Source organism: Glycomyces buryatensis (assembly GCF_004912275.1).
In the GTDB taxonomy this organism is placed as follows: domain Bacteria; phylum Actinomycetota; class Actinomycetes; order Mycobacteriales; family Micromonosporaceae; genus Glycomyces; species Glycomyces buryatensis.
The window spans coordinates 38,387-52,259 of record NZ_STGY01000001.1 but is presented as its reverse complement, the minus strand read 5'-3'; the positions used below and the strand labels follow the sequence as shown (position 1 = coordinate 52,259).

The window sequence follows — 13,873 nt, the reverse complement described above, 5'->3', positions numbered from 1 at the left end:
CCTCGGTAGTGGCATCCGGACGGTCCCGTGAACAACCGGGACACCGCTCCGTGTGCTTCGATCGAAGACCGGTCCGAGAACGGCGAGTAGCGCTCCGCACCAACACAAGAGGAGTTAAATACTCAATGTCGGAACAGACCGACCGGAGCCCTGAGGCGTTCAACCTCGGGGACCACCACGCCACCGCCGTCATCGACAACGGCGCACACGGCACCCGCAAGATCCACTTCAGCACCGGACGGCTCGCCAAGCTGGCCCAGGGTTCGGCCATCGTGCAGATGGACGACACCGTGGTCCTGGCGACCACGTCCGCCGGGAAGAACCCGAAGGACCACTTCGACTTCTTCCCGCTGACCGTCGACATCGAGGAGCGGATGTACGCCGCCGGGCGCATTCCCGGTTCGTTCTTCCGCCGCGAGGGCCGTCCCAGCGAGAACGCGATTCTCACCTGCCGCCTGATCGACCGCGGCCTGCGCCCCTCCTTCGTGAGCGGCCTGCGCAACGAGGTCCAGGTCATCGGCACGATCCTGGCCGTCGACGAGCGCGACGAGTACGACGTGGTCGCCATGAACGGCGCCTCCATGTCCACGCAGCTCGCCGGCCTGCCCTTCTCCGGCCCGCTGGGCTCGACCCGCATCGTCCTCATCGACGGTGACTGGGTCGCGTTCCCGACGCTGGAGCAGACCGAGAAGGCCACCTTCGACATGATCGTCACCGGCCGGGTCCTAGACTCGGGCGACGTCGCCATCATGATGGTCGAGGCCGAGGCCACCGAGAACACCATCTCGCACATCGCGGCCGGCGGCACCAAGCCGACCGAGGAGATCGTCGCCGGCGGCCTCGAGGCCGTCAAGCCGGTCATCGCCGAGCTGGTGCGCGCCCAGGCCGAACTGGCCGCGGTCGCCGCCAAGCCCGTCGCCGACTACCCGCGCTTCCCCGACTACCTCGACGACGCGTTCGCCGCCGTCGAAGCGGCCGTGGGCGCGGAGCTCGACCAGGCGCTCACCATCGCCGACAAGCAGGACCGGGGCACCGAGCTCGACCGCGTCAAGGCGGTCATGCTCGAGAAGCTCGGCGCCGACTTCGAAGGCCGCGAGGGCGAGCTGTCCAACTCGCTGCGCAGCCTCACCAAGAAGCTGGTCCGCAAGCGCGTCATCACCGAGGGCGTCCGCATCGACGGCCGCCTGCCCGCCTACATCCGGCCGCTCGCCGCCGAGGCCGGGATCCTCCCGCGCGTCCACGGCTCGGCCCTGTTCGAGCGCGGCGAGACCCAGATCATGGGTGTCACCACGCTGAACATGCTGCGCATGGAGCAGGCCATCGACACCCTTTCGCCGGTGTCGAAGAAGCGCTACATGCACAACTACAACTTCCCGCCGTACTCGACCGGTGAGACCGGCCGCGTCGGCAGCCCGAAGCGCCGCGAGATCGGCCACGGCGCGCTCGCCGAGCGCGCCCTGGTCCCGGTCCTGCCCACCCGCGAGGAGTTCCCCTACGCGATCCGGCAGGTCTCCGAGGCCCTGGCCTCGAACGGCTCGACCTCGATGGGCTCGGTCTGCGCGTCCACGATGTCGCTGATGGCCGCCGGTGTGCCGATCAAGGCCCCCGTCGCGGGCATCGCGATGGGCCTCATCTCCGAGGAGGTCGACGGCGAGACCAAATACGTCACGCTGACCGACATCCTCGGCGCCGAAGACGCCTACGGCGACATGGACTTCAAGGTCGCCGGCACCAGCGAGTTCGTGACGGCCCTCCAGCTCGACACCAAGCTCGACGGTCTGCCTTCGGACGTGCTGGCACAGGCGCTCCAGCAGGCCAACGACGCCCGCCACGCGATCCTCGACGTCATGCTCGATGCGATCAGCGAGCCGGGTGAGCTGGCCAAGACCGCTCCGCGGATCACCACGCTGAAGATCCCGGTGGACAAGATCGGCGCGATCATCGGCCCGAAGGGCCAGACGATCAACCAGATCCAGGACGACACCGGCGCGGACATCACCGTCGAGGACGACGGCACGATCTACGTGTCGGCGGAGAACGGCGAGGCCGCGCAGGCCGCGGTCGAGACGATCAACGGCATCGCGAACCCGACCCTCCCGAACGTGGGGGACCGGTTCCTGGGCACCGTCGTCAAGACCACCGACTTCGGCGCGTTCATCTCGCTGACGCCGGGTCGCGACGGCCTCCTGCACATCTCGAAGGTGGGCGACGGCAAGCGCGTCGACCGCGTCGAGGACGTGCTGGGCGTCGGCGACAAGGTCGAGGTCGAGATCGGCGACATCGACAACCGCGGCAAGATCTACCTCGACAAGGTCTACCCGGAGGGCCAGGAGCCGGAGGGCTACAAGAAGGGCCGTCCGGAGCGCAAGGAAGGCGAACGGGGCGGTGACCGCGGCGGACGCGGCGGCGACCGTGGGGGACGCGGCGACCGCGGCCCTCGTCGCGATGACCGCGGCTCGCGGGGGTCCGATGACGAGGGCGGGGAGCGCCGTCGGCGCCGCACCCGCCGCTCGGATGAGTCCGGAGGCTCTGAAGACTAAATGAGTCGTCCTCAACCTGAGGCGCTGATCGACGATCCGCTGGGGGGCACGGTGCGCTGCACCGTGCTCCCCAGCGGATTGCGCGTCGTCACCGATGCCGTGCCCGCGATGCGGTCGGCCTCGGTGGGCGCGTGGATCGGCGTCGGCACCCGCGACGAGACCCCCGAGCTGGCCGGGGCCGCGCACTTCCTGGAGCACCTGCTGTTCAAGGGGACCGCCAAGCGCACCGCCGCCGAGATCTCGGAGGCCATCGACGCGGTCGGCGGCGATTCCAACGCCTACACCGCCCGCGACCACACCTGCTTCTACGAGCGGGTCCTGGCCGACGACCTGGCCCTGGCCGTCGACGTACTGGGAGACTCGGTCTCCAGTTCCCTCATCGCGGACAAGGACGTCGAGACCGAGCGCGGGGTCATCCTCGAGGAGCTCGCGGCGGCCGCCGACGACCCCGGCGACGTCGTCTACGAGAACTTCAACCGGGCCGTGTTCGGCGACGGCCCGATGGGGCGCGACATCGGCGGGACCGCCGACTCGGTGCGCGCCATGACGGCCGAGCAGATCCGCCGGTTCTACCGCACCCACTACCTGCCGTCGAACCTCGTGGTCTGCGCGGCCGGGGGCGTCGAGCACGACGAGGTAGTCAAGCTGGTCCGGGAGGCCTTCGCGCCGCTCGACGCCGGTGTGGCGATCCCGTCGCAGCGGCAGCGCCCGGAGCCGGGTCTGCCCGAGCGCCGCAAGATGTTGACGGTCGAGCGGCAGGACACCGAGCAGGCCCACCTGGTGGTCGGCTGTCCGACCATGTCGCGGCACGACGACCGCACCCGCGCGCTCGACCTGCTCGACTCGGTCCTGGGTTCGGGCATGTCCTCGCGCCTGTTCCAGTCGATCCGCGAGGAGCGGGGCCTGGCCTACACGGTCAGCTCCTCGATCTCCTATTTCGCCGAGACCGGTTCGTTCAGCGTCTACGTCGGATGCGGCCCCGACAATGTCGCGCAGGTCCGCGAGCTGATCTTCGCCGAGTTCGCCCGCGTGGTCGAGCACGGCATCACCGAGTCGGAACTGCTGCGCGCCAAGAAGATGTACGAGGCCGGCGTCATGTTCGGCACCGAGGACACCGGCACCCGCATGAACTGGATGGGCCGCGAGCAGCTGCTCTACGGGGACCTGACGAGCATCGCCGAGGACCTGGAGCGCACCGAGGCCGTCACGTTGGAGCAGGTGAGGGCCGTCGCGGCGGATATCCTGTCGCAGCCGATGACCACCGCGGCCGTGGGGCCGTTCGACCAGAAGGACTTCGCATGATCAAAGTGGGCGTGCTGGGGGCGCGGGGCCGGATGGGCCGCGCCGCGTGCGAGGCGGTCGACGCCGCCGAGGACATGGAGCTGGTCACGACCGTCGGCCGCGAGGAGCCGTTGGAGAAGCTCACCGACGCGGGCGTGGACGTGGCGGTCGACCTGACCCTGCCGAACGTGGTCATGGACAACCTGGCCTGGTGCATCGACCACGGCATTCACACCGTCGTCGGCGTCTCCGGCTTCGACGCCGCCAAGCTCGACCGGGTCCGCGACGCGCTTGGCGCAGATTCCGAGGTCGGCTCGATCATCGCCCCGAACTTCTCGATCGGCGCGGTCCTGGAGATGCAGTTCGCGGCCAAGGCCGCCAGGTACTTCCCGTCGGTGGAGATCATCGAGACCCATCACCCGCGCAAGGTCGACGCCCCTTCGGGAACGGCCATCCACACCGCGCGCCTGATCGCCGCGGCCCGCGCGGAGGCGGGCCTGGGCGAGATGCCCGACGCGACCGCCGAGGACACCACGGGCGCCCGCGGCGGCGAGGTCGACGGCGTCCACATTCACGCGATCCGCTCCGCCGGGTACGTGGCCAGCCAGGAGACCCGCTTCGGCGGCCCTGGGGAGCGGTTCGTCATCAGCCACGACTCGCTCGACCGGGCCTCGTTCATGCCCGGCGTGCTGCTGTCGATCCGCGAAGTCATCACCCGTCCCGGCCTGACGGTCGGGATCGACGACCTGCTGGACTAGAGGTAAGGGCGGCCGGGCCGGCTCAGCTCGCCGATTCGCTCGGGGTGAGTTCCTGTTCCAGGTCTTCCTGACCGACGGTGGGATCCTCGGAGCCGCCCGAACCGGTGGTCTCCTCTTCCTCGGCCGGTTCGCTGGACGTCGCCTCGTCCTCGGAAGGCGTCTCGCCGCCGGTGGTGGGAGCCTCCTCGACGGGGGACTCGCTGGCTTCGTCGGAGGGCGTGGCGCTGCCGCCGGTGTCCGTGCCGGGAGTCTCGGCGTCCGAGTCGTCGCTGGGGGACTCGATGATGGTGGTGGTGGTTTCCTGGGGCGCCGGCAGGACGAACCGGCCGGGTTCGCCGGTGAGGGTGCCGAGGAGGTAGAGCGCGCCGAACGTCAGGCCGAACACCAGGACGCTGGAGATGAGGATGGCGATGAGGGTGCGCTTGCGCGAGTCGCGCTTCGAGATGTGCTCTTCGGGATCTTCAGGACCTTCGGGGACCGGTACTTCCTCGGGATCCTTTGGAATCTCGGCGGTTTCGTCGTCCAGCGCCGCGAGCTCGGCGGCGGTCGGGATCGCGGCGGTCGCGGCGACGTGGTTCGGATCGAGCGGGATGGTCGCGTCCTGACCCGCCCCGGTCCTTCTGGCGGCCGGGACCATGGCCGTCAGCTGTGCCTTGAGCTTGTCGCCGGTTCGGTTCACGGCCCGCAGGATCAGGACCGCGCCGATGGAGGTGCAGACGCTCAGGACCGCGGTGCCGAGGATGGTGCCCCAGATGTCGAGCAGTTTGACAAGGATCGCGCCGATCGTGGTCGCCCCGGTCGCGGCGAGCACCTGGCCGATGCTCAAGTCGAGACTCGACTCTTTTCCCTTGTGTCCCTTGCTCTTCGAGCGGTACTGCGTCAACGGCCCTCCCCATCGCTACCCACACGTGATCTGGCGCGGGACTCTCCAGAATACGGGCCGTAAATCGAGTGACTACCGATTGTGCGGGATATAACGATCCGGTTTCGTTCAGTGCAGCGAGTGGCGGCGCAGCCTCGTCCACTGCCACAGCCACAGCAGTGCCAGGACCACGACCAGCGACGCGACGGAGGCGGCGAACCACGCCCATCCGTTGTACTGCACGGCCTCTGCACTGAGGTCGTACTGCTCGCCGGGCGTCATGGTCCAGGTGACGGTGCGGCCGTCGAGCTCGCCGTTGTGCTCGGCGACGCGGGCGGGGAAGTTGACGCTGAGGAGGATCTCGGCGCCCTCGAAGGACTCCGTGTCGAGGAACCCCGCGGTGCGCAGATCCCAGTGGCCGTCCAGGAGGTAGCGGCGATCCTCGTGGGTGATGCGCAGGTAGCCCCATTCGTCGCCGCCGAACTCGGCGAACTCGGTCAGCGGCCGGCCCGAGAACTCCGCGGTCTGGCCGACGAAGCCGTGGTCGTCGTAAGGGACGCGCTCGGCGTCGGGCACGCCGTCCAGGAGCGCGTTCAAGAACGCGTCGAGTTCGGCCCGGCTGAGGGGGTTCTCGCCGGTGGAGGCCGATTCGAGGAAGTCCTCGCTCCAGGCCGCGGTGAAGGAGCCGTTCACGGTGTCGTCCGGGGCCACCTCCAGTCCGAGGTCGAGCCGGAGGCAGCCGGTGGTGGCGAACAGGAGGCCGACGGCGGCACCGGCGGCGAGGAGCCGGCGGGTGCGGCGGAGTGCGAGTCCCAGCATGGGACCGAGCCTAGGCCGACAATGGGTGTAAACCAGGCATTTTGCTGCGATGTGGCACGCAGGATGCGCTTGCGCACCGTCTCGCCGGGCTCCCCGATCGGGCCGGCCCCGGCTAGTCTGTGAGCGGAGGCCCGAATCGGTGAGGGGGAGCTGTGTGCGCGGTAGATGAGGCGACGCTGGAGCCCGTGCGGCGCAGGCAGAACCCGGTCACGCGCTGGAGCGCGGCGCTGTTCGCGCACCCGGCCTTCGCGCCGCTGGCGGTGCTCGGCTGCTTCGCGGCCGCGGCCGGCGGTGTCATCGCCACGAATCCGACCGACAACACCGGGCCCTCGACCTGCCTGTTCAAGATGACGACCGGCTTCGACTGCCCCGGCTGCGGCGGCACCAGGGCGTTCTACTACCTCTTGACCGGCAACCTCCCCGAGGCCGCCCGCCACCATGTGATGGCCGTGTTCGCGGCCCCGTTCCTGGTGTGGATGTACCTCACCTGGGCCCTGCCGCGGCTGCGCCGGATCCGCCAGTGGCGACTCCCGACCTTCCACCTCACCCCGAACGCCCTGACGGGCTTCCTCATCGTCTGGGCCGTGTTCTTCATAGCCCGAAACCTGCCGTGGGAGCCGTTCACCCACTTTTTCGTGTAGGTTCCCGGCTCCCAGCGGTGGTGGTGTTCGGTGTGGCTCTAGGCGACTAGGCGACTAGGCGACTAGGCGTAAGCGCCGGCGCGGTGCAGGTAGATGTCCCCGGAGAGGGAACGGGCCCGCACTTCGAGGCTGGTGCCGCCGTCCGCCGGAGCGGGCGAGGTGTCGCCCGCGGCCAGCTCGGACGTGACCGTCCCGGCCTTGGCGTCCAGGTCCATCCACACGTCCGTGCCCGGCACGACCCCGATGCTGATGCGCCCCGAGACATTGCTGACCCGGCACGAACCGGACTTCAGCGCGCCGACTTCGATGGCGCCCGAGACGGTGGTGGCCCGGACCGAGCCGTCGACCCGCTCGGCGATGACCGCGCCCGAGACCGTCTTGGCGGAGAACTCCCCGCCCACGTGGTCGACCCGCACCTGGCCCGACGCCGTGTTGGCGCGAAGCTCGTCGGCGGCCTCGATGACGCTGACCGCGCCCGAGACGGTGTTGGCCTTCACGACCGTGCCCTGCTCGACCGCGACGGCCCCGGCGACGGTGTTGATCGAGACCAGCCCGAGCTTGCCGTGCACGCTGATCGGCGCCGAGGCCGACTTGAGCGACACGTCGGATCCGCCCGGCACCTTGACCGCCACGTGAACCCCGATGTGCTTCTTGAAGAACCAGTTCTGGCCCTTCTCGGGAGCGACCACCCGCAGGTGGCCGTCCTCGAAGCTGACGCTGGCCAGATCGGCGGCGTCGACATCGCCGTCGGCCTTGCGCTGCGCCGGCTTGATCTCGACCAGGACCTGGTCGGAGTCATGGGCCGTCACGGTGATCGAGCCGTCGGCCAGCGTGATCGCCGCCGTGATGGGCCCGTCGTGGGTGAATTCGGTGTACTCGTTCATTGACTCTGGCTCCTAAGCCCGGGCGTAACCGGTGATGCGCTGGCTGTACTTCGCGCCGCTGGTCGGGCCCGAGGCACGCGAGGCGTGGACGGCATTGTTGATCGAGCGCACGAGCCAGGCGTTGACGGAGGCGCCGTCGGCCGCGGCGGCCTTCTCGACGTCCTCCTTCAAGGATTCCGGCAGGCGCAAGGTGATGCGGGCGACGTCGTCGTCCACCGGCGGGGCCGGCGGCGGCGCGGCCTCGGCGGTCTCCACATCGGCGACTCTGAGGTCGACCTCCTTGCCCCGCACCCGCAGATCGACCGAGGCCGACGACCCAGCCTGGTCCAATCCGGCGGTGATCTCGGCGGCGGCCTCGGAGAGGGCCTCCATGAGCGCGAGTCGCGCCCCGGCGTCGAGCGCTTCTGACAGCAGTTCAGCAGTCCGCGCGGCGTCTTCACCGGCCGGTGCCGCGGCAGCGGTGAGGCTCCGGCGGAGCGATTCGATATACGGCGTCAAGTCCATGACACCATAATGACATCATTATTGATGTCTGTCAAGGTCACGACGGGCGTGTGCGGGACCTCAGTGACCCGACGAGTACGCTGCAAGGTGCGTATAGTCCGATAAACCGCAGATCACGAGGGGGAACGGGGCATGCCCGAAATCGTACCGATGGACGTCCGACTCATTGCATGGACGCACTTCGAGGCCCCGGCCGACGTTCCCTGGGACACCGACGCCGACGGCGGCCAGGCGCTCGCCGAATTCGCCGGCCGCGCCTGCTACCAGTCCTGGAAGAAGCCCAACCCCAGGACCGCCACGAACGCCGGATACCTCGACCACATCCTCCAGGTCGGACACCTCTCGGTCCTCGAGCACGGCACCGTCAGCTTCTACCTCGCCGGGATCTCCCGCTCCCTCACCCACGAGCTGATCCGCCACCGCCACTTCTCCTACTCGCAGCTCTCCCAGCGCTACGTCCCCGAACGCGACGCCTCCATGGTCGAGCCCGAGGCCATCGCCTCCGACCCCGAACTCCACGAGCGATTCCTGGCAGCCTCCGAGGCCGCACAGACCGCCTACAACGACCTCCTCGAAGGCCTGGAGAAGAAGTTCGCCGACGTCGCCAACCCCACCCTGCGGCGAAAGCAGGCGCGCCAGGCGGCGCGCTCCATCCTGCCCAACGCCACAGAGACCCGCATCGTCGTCACCGGCAACTACCGCGCCTGGCGCCACTTCATCGCCATGCGAGCCTCCGAACACGCCGATGTCGAGATCCGCGCGTTGGCCGTCGAGTGCCTGCGGCAGCTCAAGGACAAGGCCGCGAACGTCTTCGCGGACTTTGAGATCGCCGCGCTCGACGACGGCACCGAAGTCGCCCACAGCCCCTACGTCACCGAGGGCTGACGGGCCGAAGACGCTTGAAGCCGTCATTGAAGGCGGCGAAACTTGAGAAAGTGAAACCGAGAGCGGCCGGAGCGGATTCCCCGGCTGCCCAGACCAGCATTGGTGAAAGCACATGCGCAACGTGACACGCCCGTTCGGGCGAACACTGGCGGCAATGATCACGCCGTTCACCCCCTCAGGTGAACTCGACGTCCCCGGCACGGCCGAACTCGCCCGCTACCTCGTCGACGACCAAGGCTGCGACGGCCTCGTCGTCAACGGCACCACCGGCGAATCCCCGACCACCACCGACGCCGAGAAGACCCAGGTCATCGAGGCCGTCGTCGGAGCCGTCGGGGACCGCGCCCACATCATCGCCGGAGCGTCCACCAACGACACCCGCCACTCCGTCGAACTGGCCCGCCAGGCCGAGAAGGCCGGCGCACAAGGCCTGCTGCTCGTCACGCCCTACTACTCGCGGCCCCCGCAGGACGGCATCGAAGCGCACTTCACGGCCATCGCCGACGCCACCGAGCTGCCCGCGATGCTCTACGACATCCCGGCCCGCTCCTGCGTGCCGATCACCGAGGCCTCCTACCTGCGCCTCGCCGAGCACCCCCGCATCATCGCCTGCAAGGACGCCACCGCCGACCTCTCCGCCACCCAGCGGATCCGCGTCGCCACCGGCCTGTCCTTCTACTGCGGCGTCGACGCGCTCAACCTCGCCGCCTACGCCACCGGCCAAGTCGGCGTCGTCTCCGTCATCGCCCACCTCGTGGGCAAGCAGATCAACGAAATGTTCGACGCCTTCGACGAAGGCGACGTCACCAAGGCCAGCGCCATCAACGACGCCCTCCTGCCCGCCCTCCGCGCCCTCCAGGGCCCGGCCCAGGGGGTCATCGCGGTCAAGGCCGCACTTGCCCAGCGCGGGCTTCCCGGCGGCGAACCTCGCCTGCCGCTGCCCGCCGCAGACACCGTCACCGCAGACTTCATCGCGGAGAACCTAGCCACCGTGAAGGGGATCGCATGAGCCTGACTCGACCTGACAACCTGGGAATTCCCGGAGACCTGCCCGCCGGCGGCCTGCGCGTCACGCCGCTCGGCGGCCTCGGTGCCATCGGCCGCAACATGACCCTGTTCGAATACGACGGCAAGCTCCTCATCGTCGACTGCGGGGTGCTCTTCCCCGACGTCGAGCAGCCCGGCGTCGACCTGATCCTGCCGGACTTCACGCCGATCCTCGACCGCCTCGACGACATCGAGGCCATCGTCGTCACCCACGGCCACGAGGACCACATCGGCGGCATCCCGTTCCTGCTGGAGCACAAGAACGACATCCCGGTCGTCGGATCGAAGTTCTCCGTCGCCCTGGTCGAGGCCAAGCTGCGCGAGCGCCGCATCAAGCCCGTCAGCGTCGTCGTCGCCGAGACCGAGACCCTGGAACTGGGTCCGTTCGGACTCGAGTTCCTGTCGGTCAACCACTCCATTCCGGACGCGCTGGCCGTGGCGATCCGGACCGAGGCCGGCCTGGTGCTGCACACCGGCGACTTCAAGATGGACCAGCTGCCGCTGGACGGTCGCGTCACCGACCTGGCCGGGTTCGCCCGGCTCGGCGACCAGGGCGTGGACCTGCTGCTGTCGGACTCGACCAATGCCGAGATCCCCGGCTTCGTCACCTCGGAGCGGGAGATCGGGCCGGTCCTGTCGAGCCTGTTCGAGGACGTCAAGGGCCGCATCATCGTGGCCTCGTTCGCGAGCCACGTGCACCGCGTCCAGCAGATCATCGACGCCGCCGCCGAGCACGGCCGCAAGGTCGCCTTCGTGGGCCGCTCGATGGTCCGCAACATGGCGATCGCCCGTGACCTGCGGCTGTTGCAGGTGCCCGAGCACCTGCTGGTGAGCATGGACGAGGCGGTGCGGCTGCCGAACGACGAGGTCGTGTACATGTCGACCGGTTCGCAGGGCGAGCCGATGAGCGCATTGGGCCGCATGGCCTCGGGCGACCACCGGCACATCGCGGTCGAGCCCGACGACACGATCATCCTGGCGTCGTCGCTGGTGCCCGGCAATGAGACCGCCGTCTACGGCGTGATCAACCGCTTGGCCCGCACCGGCGCTTCGGTGATCCACAAGGACGTCGCAAAGGTCCACGTCTCGGGGCACGCCCCGGCCGGGGAGCTGCTGTACGTGCTCAACGTCGTCAAGCCCTCCAACATGATCCCGGTCCACGGCGAGGCGCGGCACCTCCAGGCGCACGCGCGCCTGGCGATCGCCTCCGGCGTCCCCGAGGACCAGGTCATCGTGATCGAGAACGGCGACGTGGTCGACCTGATCGACGGCCGCGCCCGCGTGGTCGGGCACGTCCCGAACAAGCTGGTCTATGTGGACGGCATGTCGGTGGGCGATGTCGGCGAGCCGGTGCTGAGCGAGCGCCGGGTCCTCGGCGACGGCGGCTTCATCGCCGCGACGGTCGTGATCGACTCGGAGAACGGCAAGATCGTGGGCGGCCCGACGATCTCGGCCCGTGGCTTCTCGGAGGACCCGAAGGCCTTCGACGGGGTGCTGCCCCTGATCGAGCAGGCATTGGACCGGGCGGCCCAGGACGGGGTCCTGGACCCGCACCAGCTCCAGCAGATCCTGCGCCGCACGGTGGGCAAGTGGGTCAACGACACCTACCGCCGCCGCCCGATGATCGTCCCGCACGTGGTGGAAGTCTGAGGGCGCGCGACGGGCACAGCCTGGAAGTCTGAACGCAAGTAGAGGAGGGGCCGGGCGCGAAGCGCCCGGCCCCTCCTCTTAAACAGAATCCACCTCATGTACTACGTGTAGTACAATAGGTGCATGGATGCCTCGATGCGAGAGCTGAACCAGCACACCGCCCAGGTGCTGGCGCAAGTGGAAGCGGGCGAATCGGTGACCGTCACGAAGAACGGTGCGCCGATTGCGATCATCCGGCCGGTGGGGGATGAGGGTGAGCCGACCTACCCCTTCAGGACTGATCCCATGGGTGATGACAACCGGGCCCCGACCTTCAGCGGTCCCGCCTTGTTCTCCGAGAAGGTCGATCAGTGGCTCGCGGGGTTCGGGGGCGATCATCCCTAATTTCCCGGTTGTGATCGCCGATACCTCGGCACTGGTCGCATTCTTCAACGCGGACGACAAACATCATGTCGGCACGCGTGAGGCGTTCGCCGCTACGGGTCATATCGTGGTTTCACCGTGCATCCTCGCCGAGCTCGATTACCTGCTGGCGATGCGGATGGGGTCGGCCGTATCGAATGCGGCACTCGGCTATATCGCCTCGCGAGTCGCCTCGGGTCGCTGGGAGGTCCCTGGGATAGGGCAGTCGCTGTTGGCGGCTCACGCTGTCTTGCAGGACTACCCCGAGATCGGACTCTCGGACGCGACCAATGTCGTGTTGGCAAGAGAGTTCCGGACCGATGCGATCGCCACTCTGGACATGCGCCATTTTAGAATGATTCGCCCATTGACGCCGCACCCTGCGTTCCGACTGCTTCCTGCCGACTTGTAACGACTTGAGGGAGGGGCCAAGCGCGTAGCGCTTGGCCCCTCCCTTTTTGCTTGGTTACTGCTGCGGCTGGTTGTACGGGCCCGGCTGCTGCGGGGGCATCTGCTGGGTCTGCGGCTGCTGCATGGGCTTCGGCTGTGGGGCCCAGCGCATCATGAAGATGCTGATCACCAGGAGGATCGCGGCGAGGACGTAGAGCCAGATGCCGCCGCCGGCCGCGGCCGGGATGTCGCCGGCGTCGTCTCCGGCCTGATCGATGAGGCCGTTGATGACCTGGACCGGCCGAAACGAGGCCGCGACGGTGATCAGGGCCAGGCCGATGCCGCCGAGTTTGGCGGTCCGCTCCAGGCCCGGCTTGATGCCGACGGCGGTCCAGCCGACCAGGACGATCAGGATGTCCGCCGGGGCGAGCCCCGGGAGGCGGCCGGTCAGCTCTTGGGGCGGATCGGAAGCGGGTTCGGCGGCTCGATCCGCATTTCGTTGATCACCATGTCCGCCGGGGTGTTCAGCACGTCCACGATGGCCTTCGCGATCGAGTCGACGCTGGTGGCGCGCTCGGGGTCGTAGTTCGAGTTCGCCTGCTCGCGCACGCTGCGCTGCATGTCCGTGTCGAAATGGGACGGGTACAGGCTCGTGACCCGCACGCCCGCGCCCTGTTCCTCGGCGCGCAGCGCGTCCGCCAGCGCCCGCACTCCGAACTTGCTGGCCGCGTACGAGGCCCACAGCGGCCCGGCGTTCAGGCCCGCGCCCGAGTTCACGAACACGACGTGGCCCCGGGCCGCCCGCAGCGCCGGCAGCAGCAGCCGGGTCAGTTCGGCCGGGGCGGCCAAGTTGACCGCGAGGGTCTGCTGCCACCAGTCGAGAGTCTGGGTCGCGATCGGCTCGACCCGCGCGATTCCGGCATTGTGGATCAGCGCGTCGAGGTGGTCGATTCCGGCGGCCGCGACGGCGTCCGCCAGGGTCTCGGGGGTGGCGAGGTCGGCGATGAGGCGGCTTTTGCACGGCACCCCGTCGAGGGTGCCTTCGCTGCGTGCGTGGGCGATGACGTGGTCACCGCGTGCGGTCAGCTGTGCGGCGAGGGCTCGGCCGAGGCCGCGTCCCGCGCCGGTCACCAGGATTGTCTTCGCGGTGTCGGGTTCAGACATGCGCACACATTAGCCCTCTCTTGGTGTGTCCTCACGTCAACGCCGG

General features: G+C 68.8%; 14 protein-coding genes. 9 read left to right on the top strand and 5 right to left on the bottom strand.

The window, feature by feature from the left end; translation table 11 throughout:
- The first annotated feature begins 125 nt into the window (after window positions 1-125).
- From FAB82_RS00235 to dapB, 3 genes are read left to right on the top strand one after another with little or no spacing between them, the layout of a single operon-like run.
- Window positions 126-2,540: a polyribonucleotide nucleotidyltransferase gene (locus FAB82_RS00235; RefSeq protein ID WP_136532527.1), complete on the top strand. Its 2,415-nt coding sequence runs from the start codon at window positions 126-128 to the stop codon at window positions 2,538-2,540.
- Window positions 2,541-3,842 carry a M16 family metallopeptidase gene (locus FAB82_RS00230; protein ID WP_136532526.1) on the top strand — a complete coding sequence of 434 codons (1,302 nt, stop codon included), beginning with the start codon at window positions 2,541-2,543 and terminating at the stop codon, window positions 3,840-3,842. It begins immediately after the preceding gene.
- Window positions 3,839-4,579, top strand: a complete 741-nt coding sequence (gene dapB, locus FAB82_RS00225; protein WP_136532525.1) for a 4-hydroxy-tetrahydrodipicolinate reductase — start codon at window positions 3,839-3,841, stop codon at window positions 4,577-4,579. The genes FAB82_RS00230 and dapB overlap by 4 nt, the downstream gene beginning before the upstream one ends.
- A gap of 22 nt (window positions 4,580-4,601) precedes the next feature.
- On the opposite strand, the gene FAB82_RS00220 is transcribed toward dapB, so the two are convergent.
- Window positions 4,602-5,405, bottom strand: coding sequence for an ICP22 family protein (locus FAB82_RS00220; RefSeq protein WP_136532524.1), 804 nt, complete (start codon window positions 5,403-5,405; stop codon window positions 4,602-4,604).
- A gap of 165 nt (window positions 5,406-5,570) precedes the next feature.
- Window positions 5,571-6,260, bottom strand: a complete 690-nt coding sequence (locus FAB82_RS00215) for an LppM family (lipo)protein (RefSeq protein ID WP_136532523.1) — start codon at window positions 6,258-6,260, stop codon at window positions 5,571-5,573.
- A gap of 185 nt (window positions 6,261-6,445) precedes the next feature.
- Between FAB82_RS00215 and FAB82_RS00210 the strand changes: the two genes are divergently transcribed.
- Entirely contained in the window at window positions 6,446-6,901 is a 456-nt protein-coding gene (locus tag FAB82_RS00210) for a DUF2752 domain-containing protein (RefSeq protein WP_211116265.1), read from the top strand.
- A 62-nt stretch (window positions 6,902-6,963) separates the two neighbouring features.
- Here the strand turns inward: FAB82_RS00210 and FAB82_RS00205 are convergent, their stop codons facing one another.
- On the bottom strand, window positions 6,964-7,785 hold the full coding sequence (locus tag FAB82_RS00205; protein ID WP_136532522.1) for a DUF4097 family beta strand repeat-containing protein: 822 nt from the start codon (window positions 7,783-7,785) through the stop codon (window positions 6,964-6,966).
- 12 nt (window positions 7,786-7,797) lie between these two features.
- Window positions 7,798-8,289: a hypothetical protein gene (locus FAB82_RS00200; protein WP_136532521.1), complete on the bottom strand. Its 492-nt coding sequence runs from the start codon at window positions 8,287-8,289 to the stop codon at window positions 7,798-7,800.
- 132 nt (window positions 8,290-8,421) lie between these two features.
- On the opposite strand from FAB82_RS00200, the gene thyX reads away from it, so the two are divergent.
- The 5 genes from thyX (at window position 8,422) to FAB82_RS00175 (ending at window position 12,685) form a co-directional block, all read left to right on the top strand.
- Entirely contained in the window at window positions 8,422-9,174 is a 753-nt protein-coding gene (gene thyX / locus FAB82_RS00195) for an FAD-dependent thymidylate synthase (RefSeq protein ID WP_136532520.1), read from the top strand.
- A gap of 112 nt (window positions 9,175-9,286) precedes the next feature.
- Window positions 9,287-10,183, top strand: a complete 897-nt coding sequence (gene dapA / locus FAB82_RS00190) for a 4-hydroxy-tetrahydrodipicolinate synthase (RefSeq protein ID WP_136532519.1) — start codon at window positions 9,287-9,289, stop codon at window positions 10,181-10,183.
- Window positions 10,180-11,871, top strand: coding sequence for a ribonuclease J (locus tag FAB82_RS00185; RefSeq protein ID WP_136532518.1), 1,692 nt, complete (start codon window positions 10,180-10,182; stop codon window positions 11,869-11,871). The genes dapA and FAB82_RS00185 overlap by 4 nt, the downstream gene beginning before the upstream one ends.
- A gap of 123 nt (window positions 11,872-11,994) precedes the next feature.
- Complete coding sequence (locus FAB82_RS00180) at window positions 11,995-12,255, top strand: type II toxin-antitoxin system Phd/YefM family antitoxin (RefSeq protein WP_136532517.1); 261 nt, start codon at window positions 11,995-11,997, stop codon at window positions 12,253-12,255.
- Window positions 12,256-12,265: 10 nt separating this feature from the next.
- Entirely contained in the window at window positions 12,266-12,685 is a 420-nt protein-coding gene (locus tag FAB82_RS00175) for a PIN domain-containing protein (RefSeq protein WP_168801351.1), read from the top strand.
- 425 nt (window positions 12,686-13,110) lie between these two features.
- Here FAB82_RS00175 and FAB82_RS00170 read toward each other — a convergent pair whose 3' ends face one another.
- Window positions 13,111-13,827 carry an SDR family oxidoreductase gene (locus FAB82_RS00170; RefSeq protein ID WP_136532515.1) on the bottom strand — a complete coding sequence of 239 codons (717 nt, stop codon included), beginning with the start codon at window positions 13,825-13,827 and terminating at the stop codon, window positions 13,111-13,113.
- Window positions 13,828-13,873 lie beyond the last annotated feature (46 nt).